Annotated in this window: 13 protein-coding genes; 7 read left to right on the top strand and 6 right to left on the bottom strand. The window is 31.3% G+C overall.

What is annotated here, in order from left to right:
- Positions 1-5 precede the first annotated feature (5 nt).
- From JAO71_RS10230 to JAO71_RS10220, 3 genes are all read left to right on the top strand, one after another.
- Complete coding sequence (locus tag JAO71_RS10230; protein ID WP_203000669.1) at positions 6-1,427, top strand: alpha-amylase family glycosyl hydrolase; 1,422 nt, start codon at positions 6-8, stop codon at positions 1,425-1,427.
- Positions 1,428-1,653: 226 nt separating this feature from the next.
- The gene (locus tag JAO71_RS10225) at positions 1,654-3,609 is read left to right on the top strand and encodes a YgiQ family radical SAM protein (RefSeq protein ID WP_028606866.1); all 1,956 of its coding nucleotides are present in this window, start codon (positions 1,654-1,656) and stop codon (positions 3,607-3,609) included.
- Positions 3,610-3,686: 77 nt separating this feature from the next.
- Positions 3,687-4,889 carry a T9SS type A sorting domain-containing protein gene (locus JAO71_RS10220; protein ID WP_203000667.1) on the top strand — a complete coding sequence of 401 codons (1,203 nt, stop codon included), beginning with the start codon at positions 3,687-3,689 and terminating at the stop codon, positions 4,887-4,889.
- A 60-nt stretch (positions 4,890-4,949) separates the two neighbouring features.
- Here the strand turns inward: JAO71_RS10220 and JAO71_RS15975 are convergent, their stop codons facing one another.
- A complete protein-coding gene (locus JAO71_RS15975; protein ID WP_394370863.1) occupies positions 4,950-5,036 on the bottom strand; it encodes a T9SS type A sorting domain-containing protein in 87 nt (28 codons plus the stop codon).
- Positions 5,037-5,202: 166 nt separating this feature from the next.
- Between JAO71_RS15975 and JAO71_RS10210 the strand changes: the two genes are divergently transcribed.
- Both JAO71_RS10210 and JAO71_RS10205 read left to right on the top strand, forming a co-directional pair.
- Complete coding sequence (locus JAO71_RS10210) at positions 5,203-6,009, top strand: tryptophan-rich sensory protein (RefSeq protein ID WP_203000665.1); 807 nt, start codon at positions 5,203-5,205, stop codon at positions 6,007-6,009.
- A gap of 245 nt (positions 6,010-6,254) precedes the next feature.
- A complete protein-coding gene (locus JAO71_RS10205; protein ID WP_203000663.1) occupies positions 6,255-6,443 on the top strand; it encodes a hypothetical protein in 189 nt (62 codons plus the stop codon).
- A gap of 13 nt (positions 6,444-6,456) precedes the next feature.
- On the opposite strand, the gene JAO71_RS10200 is transcribed toward JAO71_RS10205, so the two are convergent.
- From JAO71_RS10200 to polA, 5 genes are all read right to left on the bottom strand, one after another.
- Positions 6,457-8,145, bottom strand: a complete 1,689-nt coding sequence (locus tag JAO71_RS10200) for a hypothetical protein (RefSeq protein WP_203000661.1) — start codon at positions 8,143-8,145, stop codon at positions 6,457-6,459.
- Positions 8,146-9,663, bottom strand: coding sequence for an AAA family ATPase (locus JAO71_RS10195; protein WP_203000659.1), 1,518 nt, complete (start codon positions 9,661-9,663; stop codon positions 8,146-8,148).
- Positions 9,653-10,675, bottom strand: coding sequence for a DNA cytosine methyltransferase (locus JAO71_RS10190; protein ID WP_203000657.1), 1,023 nt, complete (start codon positions 10,673-10,675; stop codon positions 9,653-9,655). The genes JAO71_RS10195 and JAO71_RS10190 overlap by 11 nt, the downstream gene beginning before the upstream one ends.
- Positions 10,675-11,877, bottom strand: coding sequence for a DNA cytosine methyltransferase (locus JAO71_RS10185; RefSeq protein WP_203000655.1), 1,203 nt, complete (start codon positions 11,875-11,877; stop codon positions 10,675-10,677). The genes JAO71_RS10190 and JAO71_RS10185 overlap by 1 nt, the downstream gene beginning before the upstream one ends.
- Before the next feature lie 109 nt (positions 11,878-11,986).
- A complete protein-coding gene (gene polA, locus JAO71_RS10180; RefSeq protein ID WP_203000653.1) occupies positions 11,987-14,839 on the bottom strand; it encodes a DNA polymerase I in 2,853 nt (950 codons plus the stop codon).
- 460 nt (positions 14,840-15,299) lie between these two features.
- On the opposite strand from polA, the gene JAO71_RS10175 reads away from it, so the two are divergent.
- Both JAO71_RS10175 and JAO71_RS10170 read left to right on the top strand, forming a co-directional pair.
- Entirely contained in the window at positions 15,300-16,337 is a 1,038-nt protein-coding gene (locus tag JAO71_RS10175; protein ID WP_203000651.1) for a tail fiber domain-containing protein, read from the top strand.
- 7 nt (positions 16,338-16,344) lie between these two features.
- Positions 16,345-17,841: a C10 family peptidase gene (locus JAO71_RS10170; RefSeq protein WP_203000649.1), complete on the top strand. Its 1,497-nt coding sequence runs from the start codon at positions 16,345-16,347 to the stop codon at positions 17,839-17,841.
- Positions 17,842-18,025: the final 184 nt, after the last annotated feature.

Genomic DNA, 18,025 nt, shown 5'->3' with positions numbered 1-18,025 from the left:
CTCACATGAAAAAATTAATCTTATCCCTTGCAATACTTAGTGTTTTTGCTTGTAAAGAAGAGAAAAAACAAGAAGAAACTAAAGTCGTTACAGAAGAAAAAGTAGCAATACAACCTATTTCGGCTTCCGATTTAGAAACGGCTGTTATCTATGAAGCTAACATACGTCAATATTCACCTGAAGGTACTTTTGAAGCCTTCACAAAAGACATTCCGCAGTTAAAACAATTAGGTGTAAAAGTGATTTGGTTAATGCCTGTGTTTCCTATTTCAGAAACAAAGCGTAAAGCTACAGGAGGAGAAGATAGCAAGTTTGCAACCGATTTTCCGGAAGCAGAACAAGACAAATATTTAGGTAGTTATTATGCAGTGTCAGATTTTACTAAAATCAATCCAGAATTCGGAACAATTGAAAATTTTAGAGACTTAGTAAATACAGCTCACGATAATGGAATTTATGTAATTTTAGATTGGGTACCAAATCACACAGGTTGGGATCATACTTGGTTAAAAACAAATCCAGAATATTACACACAAAACGACAAAGGAGAAGTTGTACATCCTGTAGATACAGATTGGACCGATGTTGCCGATTTAAACTACGACAATCAAGAGATGCGTAAAGCAATGATTGAAGATATGAGCTATTGGTTGACAGAAGAAGGTGTTGACGGATTTAGATGTGACGTTGCAGGATCTGTACCGACTAATTTTTGGGAACAAGCGATACCAGAATTACGTGCTAAAAAAGACATTTTTATGCTTGCAGAAGCTTGGAAACCAGAATTATTAAAAGACGGTTTATTTGATATGGGTTATGCTTGGGATAGACACCATGCTATGAATGCAATTGCACAAGGTGAAAAAGATGCAACCGAATTTACAGCTACATTACAAACTGATTTTGACCGTTATGAAGCTGACGATATTTTAATGAATTTTGTAACCAATCATGATGAAAATTCTTGGAATGGTACCATTAAAGAACGTATGGGTGAAGCTGGTGAAATGATGACTGCTTTAGCTTATGTAACTCCAGGAATGCCATTAATTTATTCTGGTCAAGAATACGATTTAGACCATAGATTACTGTTTTTTGAAAAAGACAGTTTTCCGCATACTAAAGGTAAAACATGGAAGGTATTAGAAAAATTAGCAACACTAAAGCAAAACAATGCTGCTTTACATGGCGGAAAAGCTTCGGCTAAATACAAAGCTATTGATAATGGTGAAAATGTGATTTCTTTTTCAAGAACCAAAGGAAATGATGAAGTGGTATTTATTGCTAATGTTTCCGAAGAAAACATAAAGGTAAGCTTACCTCAAAAAGGAACTTACGTAGATTATATGTCTAACCAAACAGTAGAATTAAATGGCGATGCTATTCCATTAGCTGAAAAGACATATAAGATATTGGTTAAGCAATAACTAAATTAGTCTTAGTTTAAAAAGTTGGAGTTTTCTCCAGCTTTTTTTGTTTCTAAAAGGTTGAAGTTCAGAAAAACATTTAATCTTATTAGTGTTATTGTTTTATAATAATCTTATTTACAAAGTTTTAAGTGGTGATGTGATTAGTGCAAATCCTGTTAATTATTTTGCTAAACCCTTTTATAATAATAGATAAGAGTGTTTTTTTATCTATTTTTGCAGTCTTATGCAAGATTTAAAACTTTCAGATTGGTTACCTACCACAAATAAAGAGGTCAAAATTCGAGGATGGGAAGCACTTGATGTTATCCTATTTAGTGGAGATGCTTATGTAGATCATCCAACCTTTGGACCTGCAGTAATTGGTCGTATGTTAGAAAGTTTTGGTTTGCGTGTGGCTATTGTTCCGCAACCAAACGTTAATGATAACCTACAAGATTTTGTTAAGTTAGGTAAGCCAAAATTATTTTTTGGTGTGACAGGTGGTTGTATGGATCCTATGATTAGTAATTATAATGCTAATAAAAAGAAACGTGATAAGGATGCCTACACACCAAATGGAGACATTGGTTTTAGGCCAGATTATGCAACGTCAGTTTACTCTAAGATTTTAAAAGACAAATGGCCAGATACACCAGTTTTAATTGGTGGTATTGAAGCCTCTTTACGTCGTGTAACACATTATGACTATTGGAGTGATAAGTTATTACCTTCTATTTTAGAAACGTCTAAAGCAGATATGTTAGTGTACGGAATGGGAGAACAACCCTTGCGTGAAGTTGTACGTTTATTAGAAAGAGGTGTGCCTTTTTCTAGCATAAATACAGTGTTACAAACTGCTGTACTTTTAAATAAAGAGGATAAAATTCCGAAAAACAGTAATTGGGAAGATGTAGAAATAGCATCACATGAAGTGTGTTTAAAGGATAAGAAAAAATATGCTTCTAACTTTAAAGTGATTGAGCAAGAATCTAACAAGTTAGCTGCAAGACGTATTTTTCAGAAAGTAGGAGATAAGACGTTGATGATAAATCCGCCTTACCCAACCATGACTGAGCAAGAAATTGACGCGTCTTTTGATTTGCCTTACACAAGATTACCACATCCAAAGTATAACAAACGTGGACCTATTCCTGCTTATGAGATGATTAAGACCTCTATAAATATTCATCGTGGTTGTTTTGGTGGTTGTAGCTTTTGTACTATTTCTGCACATCAAGGAAAATTTATTGCATCGCGTAGTCAAGAATCTATTTTAAAAGAAGTTGATAAAGTTGCTAATATGCCAGATTTTAAAGGCTATTTAAGCGATATTGGTGGACCAAGTGCCAACATGTACCAAATGAAAGGTAAAGTACAATCCATTTGCGACAAATGTGTAGCACCAAGTTGTATTTCGCCTGTAATATGTAGTAATTTAGATACGTCTCACAAACCATTAACTGATTTATATCAAGCAGTAGATAAGCATCCAAAGGTTAAAAAATCGTTTATTGGTTCAGGTATTAGACACGATATGTTAGTACCAGAATTTAATAAAAATGCAGATCCTAAAGAATTGGACGCTTACACAGAAGAGGTGATGACCAAGCACGTCTCTGGACGACTTAAAGTGGCTCCAGAACATACCAGTGATCCTGTTTTGAAACTGATGCGTAAACCGTCGTTTAAATACTTCCATAAGTTTAAAGAGCGTTTTGATAAGATTAATATTAAAAAGGGATTAAAACTTCAGTTGATACCTTATTTTATATCTAATCATCCAGCATGTGAGGTTGAAGATATGGCAAATTTAGCTGCCGAAACTAAAGATATGGGTTTCCAGTTAGAGCAAGTACAAGGGTTTACACCAACACCTATGACTGTAGCTACGGTAATTTATTATTCAGGTTACCATCCATACACGCTTAAAAAAGTAAATACACCAAAAACTAGAAAAGAAAAAGACGAGCAACATCGTTTTTTCTTCTGGTATAAAGATGAAAATAAAGCGTGGATAAAAAAGACGTTAAATAAAGTAGGACGTCCTGACTTATTAAAAGTGTTATTACCTGGAAAAGAGGAAAAATGGCGAAAAAATAAGCCTAAAGGTGATGCTAAAAACACATTTAATGATGCAGTACCTTTTAATCAGCGTAAAAACAAAGTAAAGTATAAAGGTAATAAAAAGAAACGTCGTTAATTGTTTTGAGGTTTTTTTGAAGTTATCAAAAAATAATTATTTTTGAATAGCGTTTAACTGTTTAAAAATCAATTAAAATGACTAATAAAATACTGTTTGTTCTAACTTTTCTTATTCATTCATTTTTATATAGTCAAAATGTAGGAACTGATTATTGTGGACCATATACAATTTCACAACCTATAGTTTATAACAACATTCATAATACAACAATTTCTGGATTAGAAATAACAAATCCCAATGGACATTGTATAATACTTAATAATTGTAGTAATATTATTATTGAAAATTGTTTGCTAAAAGAGGCTTCTGGTAATGCAGTAAATATCGAAAACTCTAACGGAATAACTGTCACCAATTGTAATATGGAATCCGTTTCTACTGGAGTTTATGTGCAAGGACAAAGTTCTCAAATTCAGGTTTTATACAATACTTGTAAAAATGTCAATGGACCATTTCCAAGAGGGCAATTAACGCAGTTTAATGGAGTTTCTGGGACAGGAAATAAAATTAATTATAATGTAGCTGAAAACATTATAGAAGACAGTTATCCTGAAGATATAATTAATATTTACAACTCAAATGGTACAGCTGCAGATCCTATTCAAATTAAAGGCAATTGGATTCGTGGTGGTGGACCAAGTACGTCTGGAGGAGGTATTTTAATTGGTGATAATGGAGGGTCTTACACTACCGTTGAAGACAATATTTTAGTAAATCCTGGTCAATACGGTCTTGCAGTTGCAGGTGGAAATAATATGATATTATTAAATAATACAGTCTTTGGAGAACAAAACTATTTTACTAATGTTGGTTTGTATGTTTGGGATCAGTATCAATCGTCATGCAGTTATATCACAGTTTCAGGAAATCAAGTCAATTGGACGCATGCAGATGGTTATTCAAACAATGCTTGGGATGGTAATAATTGTGGTGTAATTACAGATTGGGATAATAATACATGGAATGCAAATATTGATGACTCAATTTTACCTAACGTGATAGATAATTGTAATAGTTTAGGTGTTGTAGATATGTTTCAAAATGAGTTTACATTTTTTCCGAACCCAACAGATGGTTTGTTTTCAATTAAATTTGAAGAATTGCAAGACAACATCACTATTCAAGTCCTTTCGGTTTTAGGTCAGGTCGTTCAAAAAGAAAATTTTCAAAATACCAATCAGATACGATTACATATTAATCAATCTTCAGGAATTTATTTTGTAAAAATCATTGATTCTAAAAACAGACAAAATATAATGCGAGTCATTAAACAATAAGAAAAAAACCACTAATACTATTAGTGGGCTTTTTGGTTTTTGGTTGATGGATAGGTGTGGTTATTTTTTTATTAGCTTTTTGGTTGTGTTATTACCATTTTTGTCTTGTAAACGTACCATGTATAAACCATTTGGTAAAGACGAGATATCAATAATATCTGTTTATTATCAGTTTTTACTTACATTTTAGGGATGATTGATATTTTAATTTAGAATTTACAAGTGACTTTATCTTATTTGAAATTAATCAAAACCATAATTGTAAATTTTTTTAATTAAATTGATTGCCAAGTCTAGAATATAATTTCTTACTATGAAAAAAAGTCTACAAATACTTAATGGTATTGCATTTGTTTGTGTAATAATCATGAATTTTTTAGCCAATACAGGTTTGTTAAACGATACAACCATTGGCGAAGTGTCTAAACAATACAATACTTTATTTACTCCAGCAGGATATGCGTTTTCTATTTGGGGAATTATCTACTTACTACTATCTGGTTTTATAGTGTACCAAGGTAGAAGTTTGTTTGTAACTGTCCGAAATGACGATTTTTTATTAACCACAGGTTTTTGGTTTATAGCTTCTTGTCTAGCCAATTGTCTATGGATTGTCTCATGGATTTACGGTTACACATTAATATCTAGTGTTTGTATTTTTTTATTACTATTTACCTTGATTAAAATTGTACTAAACAATAACATGGAATTGTTTGATGCACCAATCTCAGTAATTATATTTTTATGGTGGCCTTTTGTAATATATAGTGGTTGGGTCGCTGTAGCAAGTATTGCTAATGTCTCAGCAGTATTAGTGAAATATAATTGGGATGGTTTTGGATTGTCTGCAACCGTTTGGACGGTTATAATGTTACTAATAGCAACAGCGTTAAATTTAGTGGTGACTTGGACGCGTAATATGCGAGAATTTGCTCTTGTTGGAGCTTGGTCGCTAATTGCTATATATATAGCTAATAAAAATGCAGATCTAATAGTGGCTTATACAGCTATTACAGCTGCAATAGTTTTAATAATAAGTAGTTTATCTCATGGTTTTATAAACCGAAAAACAAATCCTGCAATTAAATGTATGGAGTTTTTTGAAGGGAAGAAAGGGTAGAGCTTAACCAATAGAAAGTTTTGCTGCATCTTTCCATAAATAATTTGGCATAGGTTCATTTAATTCTCAATTAATACTCATTGGTTTAGAACCGTAATGGTTGATTTTTATGTTGTAAATATATAGAGTAAAGTATTGTTTTTAATAGGTTTTAATCTTGATTTTTCATATATTTAAGTAGCTAAATATATGATTTCATGAATTTTATTGAAAGAGATAAACTAAGACATCCATATTACAAAATTATGGAATTGGACAAAGAAGAACTTTTAGTTGAATTGACTAGTTGGTCTCGCTTAGAGTTAATAGATTGGTTGTGTTGGAATGATAAAAATGGAATTTATAGAGATGATGAATCTTTAAGTGAAGTTGGTGTTATTTTGGATAAAGAAATTGCTATTGAGATTATGAGTAGACAGATTTTAGAGGTGTGATTTTTGAGATTTATTATTTTAGATTTATTAGTTTAAATTGGTCTAAAATAGTTTTTTTTATTGGTTCTTCAATTGTTTTTCCTGTATACTTAGCAAGTATTAGTTCTTCTTTGTTTGTTATATAGCATTTACCATTTAAAATCTTGAAATTATCAGTAATAATTGATTCGTATGTTTTTAATTTACATTTATAGAATTCAAATTCACAGTTTTTAGGATTATTAAAAAACTCAATGAAATTATTTCTAAAATCACTTTTTACTTCACTTCTAAAATCTTGAGTTTTTAATGAATTGAAGTTAGTATAGGCTTTTAAAACATATAAGAAATTGATTTTGTAACTATGAACAAATAAAGTATCTCTATCAAATAGTCTCTCTTTATAATGAAATGATTTAACGGGTAATTTACTTTTTAGAGTTATTAAATGGTCATCAAAATTCTCTTTGTTTTCAATATAGCCATAAATGAAAAAATTTGGTGTAATATTATAGCCTTCCGTTAATTTATCTCTGTAATTAATGCCTTTTTTATATGCTTTCTTTTTGTCTTTGTTTAGTAAATCAATATTGAATTGAATAATGTTTTTTGCATAAGTGAATTGTTTATACTTTGATAATTTTCCAGCTTCACTGTTTGATTTGTAATATTTTGAGTCACCAATATAAAAGATATTACTCGTGTCAATTAAAGATTGGTAATCATAAATATGGTCAATGATTTTACCATCATCATTCTTTTTTAAGTCTTTAAGTGAAACATCATTTACTTGTGTATTATTTAAGTCATCAGAAAATAATTTATCAATCATATCTTCAAAAACTAAATTGTAGTTATTGACAGATATAAAATCTTCTCGTTTTCTTTTAGAGCTGCTTTTGTCTGTTTGAGAAAAGTAAATCTCACATAATGCATACATTCTTTTTAAAGTATCATTAAAATAACGATACTTTATTTTTCTAAGTTTAGATAACCCATTTGTTTGAAGCCTTTTAAATGAATCACCTTTTATTATTTTATAAGATTTATCTATCCTTAAATTAAGATTATGGTCTTTGTTGAAGTTTTTTAAAATAGAAAAAAAATAGGTTAATAATTCTTCTTCTTTATTTATATTTTTCTTTTTGTTTCTAATTGAAACATAAACAGGTGAATTGTTGGAAGTAAAAATAGGTAAAGACTTTCTAATGGTTTTTTCCCATTTAGGTTTTTTTGCCTGATTTGAATTATACTCCATATGTTTATATAGAATATGGTTCTTATTTTTTTTGTAAAAATTTACAAATGACAAAAGTAAATCAAGATAAGAGTACTCTTGGTCTCCAAGATTTGTGTTTAGCTCAAAACGCTCTGTTTTATTAACTATTTGTGAATCTGTAATTCTCTTTCTATATTCTAAAAGGCTATTATAAAAATATAAAGATGATTGCCGAATCCAATTGTAATGTAAATCGTGTTTAATGTTTTTTATATAATCTAAATCCAATAATTCGTTTTTGGTTTTACCAAAAACAGAATTATCATCATCAATCATAAAAACTTTTGGCAACATATAAATCAGTTCATTTTTTTCAAATGAATGATAATATCCAACAGATATAATTTTTCCTTCTAAATTATTTTGAGTATAAAATTTTGGATCATCAAAAATATTTTGAAGAGTTGAAATTGGATAATATGCTCCTTCTATTAGAATTTTCATCTAATCTTCATTTTCAGGTTTATCTAAACCAATCTTTTCAAGTATTTTTAATACTTTTTCTTTTCCTTTTGTTGCAATAGGGAAGAAGTCTTCATAAAAAGTGTTTTCTTCAAATATATGGTCGTCTTCATCTTTGAAAACATCATTCCATAAATAGAAAATAGCTTTATTAATAAACTCTTCAAGTGTAATGCTATTGTCTTTAGCTTTTATGAAGTAATTTCCAATACATTTATCCATTCCTAAATTTGGATTTGGCTTTATGTAATTATTGTTAACTTTTTTAATGAAACCAAGCCAAGAGAATGATTCTGAATCTGGTATATTAACTTTGTACATTGAAGATTCATTTTCTTTTTCTTCTCCATTTGCATCAATATAGGTTGGCTTATAATTTATAGGAATATATTCCCAATTCCACCTTCTTTTAAATGCACTATCCATTGGGAATAGGGATTGGTCAGAAGTGTTCATTGTTGCTAAAATATTAAGATTTGGGGGTAATTTCATTTTGCCGTTTTCAATACCTTTTATTCCATCAAAAGAGGTAAGTTCTTTAACTAAATATTGTTTTAATTCATTAGATGGCGTAATACTATAGTCAGAGTTTCTATCCAATAATTGAAATATATCGCCAAAAATTTCCGCACAATTACCTCTATTAATTTCCTCAATTACTAAATAATATTGATGGTCTTTGTCGTTCCAAGCATCTACATAAATATTTGTAAAAGTTTGAGGTACAAATTTGTATTTAATTTCTTCTTTTCCAGATTCAGCATCTACTTCTGTAATTGGTTTAAAACCACCAATAAATGATGCGTAATCATATTCTGGATGAAAAGTTACTCTTTCAGTTCTTTCTTCTTTGCCTTTTAAAAGCTCGTTAACCTTATGTGATTTACCTGTTCCTGGTGCTCCATAATAGATTTTGTTTATAATATCGACATTATCTTCTGATTCAAGCGAATTATCAATACCAAAATGGTGTTCATCTTTACCGTTTAAATAATAAAAAATGAACTCTGGTCTAAAGACACAGACTAAATTATTACGATAGTTTTTTCTTATGAATCCGTTAAATTTAGCTTCTTGAAACATTTCTATATTAATTCCTCTAATACTTGGGTTAGAAGGATAATTCACAGTGTCGTCTATGTTCCAACCACAGCAAATTAAATCCGATAAGTCATCACTAGTGTCAAAACAATAAATACCTAATATAATTGATGTTGTAGCAGAATTTCTTGGGTCCTTACCATTTAATTGAATTTTTTTCTCTGAAGGATTGCGACTTTCGTTTCTAATATTTCCATAATAAACGGTTATTGTCTCTACCACATTTGTCACAGAATTAGTAATTTCTAATGTATAAACTGAACCATCTTGATTTGTAATAGAGCAAGTATATACACCCTGAGAAAACAACTCAATAATAACAGCATTTGTATTTGCGATAAAATTAGTCGTACCTGTATATTGTACTATTTCTCCTGAAGTATTTAATTCATTTCGCATAATCTTGTCTAATTTTATTTGCTAATATAAATGCTAATTGGGTTGGTACTGCATTACCAATTTGTCTCCATTGTTCTTTAAAAGTACCTAAAACCTCATAATCATCATCTATTGTTTGAATTCTTTTAATTTCTTCAATTCTTAGAAAACGATTTTGCCAATGAAAAGGGCCTTGGTTGTTAGAAAAGCTTGCTTGAATTGTCCAAGATGGTCTTTCTGGAGTAAGTTTTAGTAAGAATGTCCAATATCTAGATTTCCATTTAAATAAAGGGTTAGGATGTCCTTTCTTCTCTGTATAAAAAAGATAATTACTGCCTGGAGGAATATCTTTTATTAAATGATGATGTTTAGAACCAGGTTTTTGATTTTTTTCTTCTTCAGTAATATTGTCAAATTCTTTAAGTACCTCACCACAAGTTGTCCAATTTAAGTAATCACCATTATTTTTTTTAGGGTCAATATGTGTTTCTTTAGGGAATTCAAATTGTTGAAATTCTTTTTTTATTCCTATACAAATAAATCTTTTTCTTGTTTGAGGAACTCCGTAATTAGCAGAATTTATTACTTTATAATTTATGTTATATCCTAATTCATTTGATTTCTTTTCAAGAAAGTCTAATGCTTCTGTATGGGTCTTATACATAAAACCATCTACATTCTCAAAAAGAAAAAACTTTGGATTGACTTCTTCAATAACTCTAAAGTATTCTGGTACAGCAAAACCAGCTTTTTCATCATCAAATCCTTTCTTTTTGTTTTGAAGATAATGTCTTGCTTGACTATAGGGTGGACAAGGAGGTCCACCAATTACACCAGTAACTTTATTTTTATATTTTTTGAAATCAATGTTTCTGATATCGTCATTAATTACAATATCTGAAATTTTATTATGTAATAGTGTTTCACAACCTTTATCCCACACATCTGTCGCTAGAATAGTTTTGAACCCAGCTTTTTTAAAGCCTAAATCTAAACCACCACAACCAGAGTATAAACTAATAATATTACTCATTATAAGTTTTTAATTAAAAATTCTACAATAGCTTTACCCATTAATGGAGGTACTGCATTTCCTATTTGTTTTTGAATAGACCTTCTGGACCCCACAAAATTATAATCTTCTGGAAATGTTTGAATACCTGCTAATTCTTTAAGACGTAGCCTTCTACCAGTCCAATGGAAAGGTCCTTCCCAATGTCCAGGAGATGATATAATTGTCCAAGAAGGAAGATTAGGATGAAGTTTTAATAAAAATGACCAATATCTTTTTTGAGCAATAAATTTAGGGTTAGGATAACCTCTTTTTTCAGTTAGTGCTATATAGTTTTGACCTGGAGGGACTGCTTGTAAATCTTCAAAGTATTTACCTTCTGTTGAATCATAATCATCTGAATATTTAAATGAATCATATTTTCCAATCCAATCTATTACTCGCTCATATGGAAGTAACTTCTTATTTAATGCAATTTCTTTTGCTGTTCCGTGAGTTTTAATAGGTTCACCTTTAATTTCTTTTTTAGAAGCAATAAAAAAAACTCTTTTTCTTTTTTGAGGCACTCCGAAATCAGCAGAATTAGCTCTATATTTTATATGATTATAACCTAAGTTTTCAATTGCTTCTTCAAGTTTTTGAACAGCTTCTACATTTTTAGGATGCAATAAACTTTCAACATTCTCTAAAACAAAACCATCTGGATTCACTTCTTCAATCATTCTTAAGTATTGACCAATCATATTTCTTGGGTCATCACTTCCAAGTCTATTCTCGTTTTTTTTCCAATAACCTGCCTTTGAAAATGGTTGACAGGGTGGTCCTCCTAATAAGATTAACTTTTTGGGCTTGTTCTTCTTTAGGATTTCGTCATAATCAGAAGACTTCATTTCTTTTATATCCTTGTGAAAATGTGCCGTATGGTTAAAATATTTATTGCTTTTTAAGGTCGCAACACTATCTTTATCAAAATCCATACTAGATATGACTTTCGCACCTGCCAATTGAGAACCTATGTCAAGACCACCAGCACCTGAAAAAAAACAAATTGAATTCACTTTATTATTATCCTCAACCTCTATATTATTTACTTTGTAACTTTTATGGTTATATTCAATATTTATATTGTTTTTAGTAACCTTGTCAAATTCACTTTCAAAAAGTTTCAATTGAGGTTCTTCTAGGTAAGAAAGTGTACTTTTATCTAATTTATATTTTATCATTAATTTAGTATTTTATGCTTTTGCATAATAATTATTAGTTTGCTAAATAATCAATTTTTTAAGTTGTTGTCTGTATTTGGTGAATGCAAAAATACTAACTTAATTTAGACTAATGCGCCTCCAACCAATTCAAGCCAGTATCTACTTCCACATCCAACGGAACATCCATAACAAAGGCATTTTCCATTTCGGTTTTAATTAAAGCGGTCATTTCTTCAAGTTCGGGTTTGTAAACATCAAAAACCAATTCATCATGCACTTGCAGTAGCATTTTGGTTTTATAATTACCAGCATCTAGTTTGTTATAAATATTAATCATGGCAATTTTAATAATATCTGCAGCACTACCTTGTATTGGTGCATTTACAGCATTACGCTCGGCAGCACTACGTACCATAGCGTTTCTAGAATTAATGTCTTTTAAATAACGACGTCTGTCTAAGATGGTTTTTACGTAGCCATTATCGCGTGCAAAATCTACTTGCTCGCTCATATAGGCTTTTAGTTTTGGATAGGTTTCGTAATAGGTGTCAATAAGTTCTTTGGCTTCACCACGCGATAAATCGGTTTGGTTACTTAATCCAAAAGCAGACACACCATACACAATACCAAAGTTTACGGTTTTAGCGTTGCTACGTTGTTCTCTGGTAACGTCCTCAATTGGCACACCAAATACTTTAGAGGCTGTTGATGCGTGAATATCTTCGCCATTTTTAAAGGCTTCAATCATGGTTTCCTCTTTACTTAAAGCCGCAATAATACGCAGTTCTATCTGGCTATAATCGGCAGCCAGTAAGGTGTAGTCTTCATTACGAGGGATAAACGCTTTACGGACTTGACGTCCACGTTCTGTACGTATCGGAATATTCTGTAAGTTAGGATTATTACTACTTAAACGTCCTGTAGCAGCAACGGTTTGCATATAATCTGTATGTACACGTCCAGTAGCTTCTTCCACTTGAAGTGGTAAAGCATCAACATACGTGCTTTTTAATTTTGCAAGTCCACGATATTCTAAAATATTACGTATAATCTCGTGGTCTTTGGCTAAGGCAGATAAAATATCTTCACCTGTTTTATATTGTCCGGTTTTGGTCTTTTTAGGCTTATCGACAAGCTTCAATTTTTCAAATAAAATAATACCTAACTGTTTTGGTGAGGCAATATTAAATTCTTCTCCAGCAACCTCGTAAATTTTAGTTACTAAGGCATCAATATCTTTGTTTAAATCTTCAGATAAAGACTGTAAAAAATCTTTGTCCAGGTTTATACCTTCCAGTTCCATAGCAGCTAAAACACGTAGTAATGGCACTTCTATGTCTGTAAATAACTTCTGTGTGTTGGCTTCTCCTAACTCTTTTTCAAAATGTTCTTTAAGTTGCAAGGTAATATCTGCATCTTCAACCGCATATTCGGTTTGTTTGTCTAACGGAACATCACGCATAGACAATTGATTTTTTCCTTTTTTACCAATCAATTCTGTGATTGCAATTGGTGTATAATTTAAGTAGGTTTCGGCTAAAATATCCATATTGTGTCGCATGTCTGGATTTATTAAATAATGCGCTAACATGGTATCAAATAAAGGACCTTTAACTTGTACGTTGTACTTGGCTAAAACCTTAATGTCATATTTTAAATTCTGTCCAATTTTCTGAATGGTTTCACTTTCAAAAAAAGGTCTAAGCGTTTCGATTAACTCTTGCGCTTCGGTTTTGTCTTCAGGAAACGGAAGGTAAAAACCTTTACCAACTTCCCATGAAAATGAAATCCCAACCAACTCCGCAACTAATGGATTTAAACCTGTGGTTTCGGTATCAAAACACACGCTAGTTTGGTTCATTAAATTTTTAATGAATAGTTTGGTTGCCATTCCTGGAGCGATGCTTTGGTAAAAATGTGAGGTGTTTTCGGCAGTTTTTCTAACAAATGCATCAGTTTCTGTTGCTGCTGTTGCAGAATTTGGGTCGCCTCCAAATAAATTGAATTGTCCAGCTCCAGCGCTTTCGGCTTCTTTTGGCGTCACTTTAGGCGTTTTTTCTGCGGAAGCTTTATTGGCAAGAGAAGTGGCTTCTGCACCTGAGGTAAATGTTTTTGTGAAATTATCTATTAAGCGTCTAAATTCTAATTCTTGAAAAATCTCTACAACCTTAGGAATATCTGGTTGTTCAAGCTCAAAATCTTTAGCATTAAACCTGACAGGAACATCCAACATGATTGTGGCTAATTTTTTAGATAATAAACCAAGTTCTTGGTTGGCTTCAATCTTTTCTTTCATTTTACCTTTAAGCTCATGTGTATTGGCAAATAGGTTTTCCATGCTACCATAAGCTGCCAAGAATTTTTTAGCAGTTTTTTCTCCAACACCTGGTAATCCAGGAATATTATCGCTGGCATCTCCCATCATCCCTAAATAGTCAATCACTTGTAAAGGATCTGTAACTTCAAATTTTTTCTGTACTTCTGGGATTCCCCAAGTTTCATAACCACCACCAAAAACAGGTCTGTACATAAAAATGTTATCGCTTACTAATTGCGCAAAATCTTTATCAGGCGTTACCATAAAGGTTTGGTAGCCTTCTTTTTCTGCTTGTTTAGCCAAAGTACCAATAACATCATCGGCTTCATAACCTGCTTTGACCATAATAGGAATGTGCATGGCTTTTAAAATCTCCATAATGTAAGGTACAGCAGTTTTGATGCCTTCAGGAGTTTCGTCACGATTGGCTTTGTAGGCTTCAAACATTTCAACTCGGTCTGCACTTCCACCTTTGTCAAAACAGACTGCTAAATGATCAGGACGTTCTCGTTTTATGACATCTAATAACGAGTTCATAAAACCCATTATGGCAGAGGTGTCTTCGCCTTTGGAGTTTATTCTTGGATTTTTAATAAAGGCATAATAACCTCTAAATATTAAAGCGTAAGCATCGACTAAAAAGACACGTTTATTATCTGACATAATTGTTTTGAGTATAAATTATAAGTGTTTATCCATTCAGTAACAGTTACACAAAGCTATATAGTTATTGCTAGCAATGGTCTGTATTTGAGAAGACAAAATAGGGTGATTTTAATAGTTAATCAATCCGATTGCAAATTACAATTTCTTTAAAAATTAAAGAACTTCAGGATTGAGAATTTTTTAAAAGAATCAAGTCGTATTAATAGTACTGGCCAATATTAATGTTTAAAAATTAATATTAAGCAATGTTTAAATGTATTATTCGGCTGATTTTAAGTTGATTAACCTAAACAAATAAGGTTATAACTTCTGATAATTTACGGTAAATCACTTGGGTTAAAAGTGTTTGATTTTTAGACATTTGAATTGTATTTCGAAATGCATGTTAATCAATAATTTTAAAAAACAAAAATGTCAAATACTATACAATTTAGTAGACAATAAAAACCAAATAATTATGAGACTGATAAAAATATTAACCATTGTAATAAGTTTAACAATGGTAACAACAGCGACTGCGCAATTACAAGTGCTGCAAAATGGAAACACGATTTTAGGAGGAGGGAATTCATCTTTTCCGTATGCTACTACAAAACTTTCGGTAAACGGTTCAACAAGTTTGAAAAGTAGTTTAGAAATTATGAATTTAAATAATACCAATTCTGGTTGGGGTGGACAGATAAGATTTACATCTAATAATCTTAGTGGAATTAATCATATTATTGTTGATAATGGTGCGCATGAAATGATTTTATTTCCTGGGTATAGTCATAGTGATGCAGCGACTAGAAAAGTCACTCTTGCTGGAGCATTGGATGTTTATGGGTATTCAAGTTTAGCAGGTGGAGGTTATTTTTCTGATATTAATTTGAAAGAAAATGTAACAAAATTAGAAGGTAGTTTAGAAAAAATCCTGAAGTTACAAGGTGTTAATTTTACTTGGAAAAAAGGTGTGACAAAAAAATCAGGGAAAGAACGTGTTGATATTACTGCAGGACTTCCAAAGGGTAAACAATTAGGTTTTATTGCTCAAGAAGTTGAAGCTGTAATACCGGAAATTGTTAATACAACAACTAGTGGCTATAAGTCTTTAGAATATCATACTATCACAGCTTTATTGGTTGAAGCCATGAAGGAACAACAATCACAAATTAAAACATTAGAGGCTCAGGTAACTGCTTTAACAGAAACATTAGAAAAGCAGAGTAGTGATAGTTTTATTGAAGAAAATACAAGTGTTAGCTTGTCTCAAAACATACCAAATCCTTTTTCTACTTCAGCTAAAATTAATTATTCGTTACCAGAATCTTATGGAAGAGCTGTTTTAATGATTAGTGACTTACAAGGAAAAGCGCTTAGAACAATAGCCTTAAAAGCAGGAATGGATCAAGTTTTAGAAATGTCTTCAGAAAAATTCCAAAACGGAATATATCTGTATAGTATGATTGTTGAAGGAAAGGTACTTAAAACTAGACGTTTTGTAATCTCTAAATAAAATAAATATGAAAACTAAAATTTTTAATGTATTCATTTTTTGTTTTTTAGGAACTCATTTAATATCTGCTCAAAGTGAAAACTCAGACTTTATATCTTTTGAAGTAGCTAACAAGGTTGCAGAAATATGGATGAATGCTAAAGGGTATGAGAAAACAGTAGATCAATCAGCATCGTTTACAAATGTTGAAATAGAAATAGGTAAATCATTAAGCCTATATGTGCTTAATTTTAAAGAAGGGGGCTTTGCAATTGTACCTGCAACTAAAAAGGTTATTCCAGTGTTAGCTTATAATGATAAATTACTTTTTAATAGCGATAGAAGAATTGAAGGGGCGCAACACTTTTTGAAAGCTTACAATGAGGCTATTACTATTCATCTTGATACAGATACAGCAATGGAATTAGCTAACGAGCAATGGGAAACACTTTTAACGACTTATAGTATTGCAGATTGTACTGGCCAAAGTACCTTATATCCATCATTATTGGAGCAGTATGGAACTTCAAGATGGGCTGGTTGGACTAATATTTATGACTGCGTTACACCATTATCTCCTTTAGCTCCAAATGCATTAGATTTTAATGATGGTATTGGTGGTACATGTGTACCGACAGCATTAAGTCAGATTTGTGCTTTTTTTAGACATCCTTTTGTAGGAGTTGGTACTGGTAGCCATACAATGGCTATTGGAAGTGCTGTGGGACAAACGGTTAGTTCTGATTTTTCAAGTCAAGCTTTTGATTATAATCTTATGCCTTATGCTTTACAACGTCAAGGTCCAGCTGATGGATATGGAAACAGCTCTTCTAACGATTGGTTGCACTTTACAGAAGAGTGCTCTAATGAAAGAAATGAAGTTGGGTTTTTAACTTTTAATTTAGGAGTGGCAGCTAGAATGAACTGGTATTCAGGAGGAACTTTTGGAAGTACTGCTAATTGGGCTCAAGATTTAGTAGACCATTTTGATTATGTATGGAATCCTAGTACAGACTTTGTAACGACTAGTTCTCCTGCTTTATTTAAAAGTAGATTAAGAAACTCTTTGGATAATGAAAGACCTGTTTTAGCAGCAGGTTTTAATAATGGAGGTGGTCATTGTTTTTTGTATACAGGATATGAGTGTGATAATTACTTTTATGCAAGTTTAGGTTTTGGTGGTAACTCTGACGGATTCTACTATATTTTCACCACTGATGCAAATGGTAATTACCAAAATACATCTTATACTAATTCTCAAAATTGTGCTACAAATATTAGACCTAATTGTGATTTACCAAGTTATTATCAAGTACCTGCTATAACATACGCTAATAATACTGTAGTTGTAGAGCAAGCTTTAATAGATTTGACTGTGTCAGATATAGGTACTTCTGTGCAATTAGATAGCGGATCTGAAGTCTTTTTTATAGGTGGGAATTCAGTCACTTTAAATGCTGGTACAAATGTTGATTTAGGTGCTCAATTACATGTAAATATAGAAGATTGTAATGGACCTAATTAAAGTTGAGATAATCTTAATCTTTTAAAAACTAAATACTCACCAAATGGTGAGTATTTTTTTTATCTAATAATTTTGATATGGGTTGTTTAGAATTAAATTTTAATATTTTAATTTAAGCGTGTGTTAATTCAAACAGTAAAAGTGTTTAATTAAAATCTATTGTTTTTGTTGAGAATTGTGAATT

Source organism: Olleya sediminilitoris (assembly GCF_016785945.1).
Lineage (GTDB): Bacteria > Bacteroidota > Bacteroidia > Flavobacteriales > Flavobacteriaceae > Olleya > Olleya sediminilitoris.
Note: the sequence above shows the minus strand (reverse complement) of the source record. Positions and strands in the feature narration are given on the sequence as shown.

Bases quoted from the DNA above. Each gene is read 5' to 3' on its own strand.
- JAO71_RS10200 (WP_203000661.1), bottom strand. From the start codon at position 8,145: ATGAAAATTCTAATAGAAGGAGCATATTATCCAATTTCAACTCTTCAA.
- JAO71_RS10190 (WP_203000657.1), bottom strand. From the start codon at position 10,675: ATGAGTAATATTATTAGTTTATACTCTGGTTGTGGTGGTTTAGATTTA.
- polA (WP_203000653.1), bottom strand. From the start codon at position 14,839: ATGTCAGATAATAAACGTGTCTTTTTAGTCGATGCTTACGCTTTAATA.
- JAO71_RS10175 (WP_203000651.1), top strand. From the start codon at position 15,300: ATGAGACTGATAAAAATATTAACCATTGTAATAAGTTTAACAATGGTA.
- JAO71_RS10170 (WP_203000649.1), top strand. From the start codon at position 16,345: ATGAAAACTAAAATTTTTAATGTATTCATTTTTTGTTTTTTAGGAACT.
- JAO71_RS10195 (WP_203000659.1), bottom strand. From the start codon at position 9,663: ATGCGAAATGAATTAAATACTTCAGGAGAAATAGTACAATATACAGGT.
- JAO71_RS10220 (WP_203000667.1), top strand. From the start codon at position 3,687: ATGACTAATAAAATACTGTTTGTTCTAACTTTTCTTATTCATTCATTT.
- JAO71_RS10210 (WP_203000665.1), top strand. From the start codon at position 5,203: ATGAAAAAAAGTCTACAAATACTTAATGGTATTGCATTTGTTTGTGTA.
- JAO71_RS10230 (WP_203000669.1), top strand. From the start codon at position 6: ATGAAAAAATTAATCTTATCCCTTGCAATACTTAGTGTTTTTGCTTGT.
- JAO71_RS10225 (WP_028606866.1), top strand. From the start codon at position 1,654: ATGCAAGATTTAAAACTTTCAGATTGGTTACCTACCACAAATAAAGAG.
- JAO71_RS10185 (WP_203000655.1), bottom strand. From the start codon at position 11,877: ATGATAAAATATAAATTAGATAAAAGTACACTTTCTTACCTAGAAGAA.
- JAO71_RS10205 (WP_203000663.1), top strand. From the start codon at position 6,255: ATGGAATTGGACAAAGAAGAACTTTTAGTTGAATTGACTAGTTGGTCT.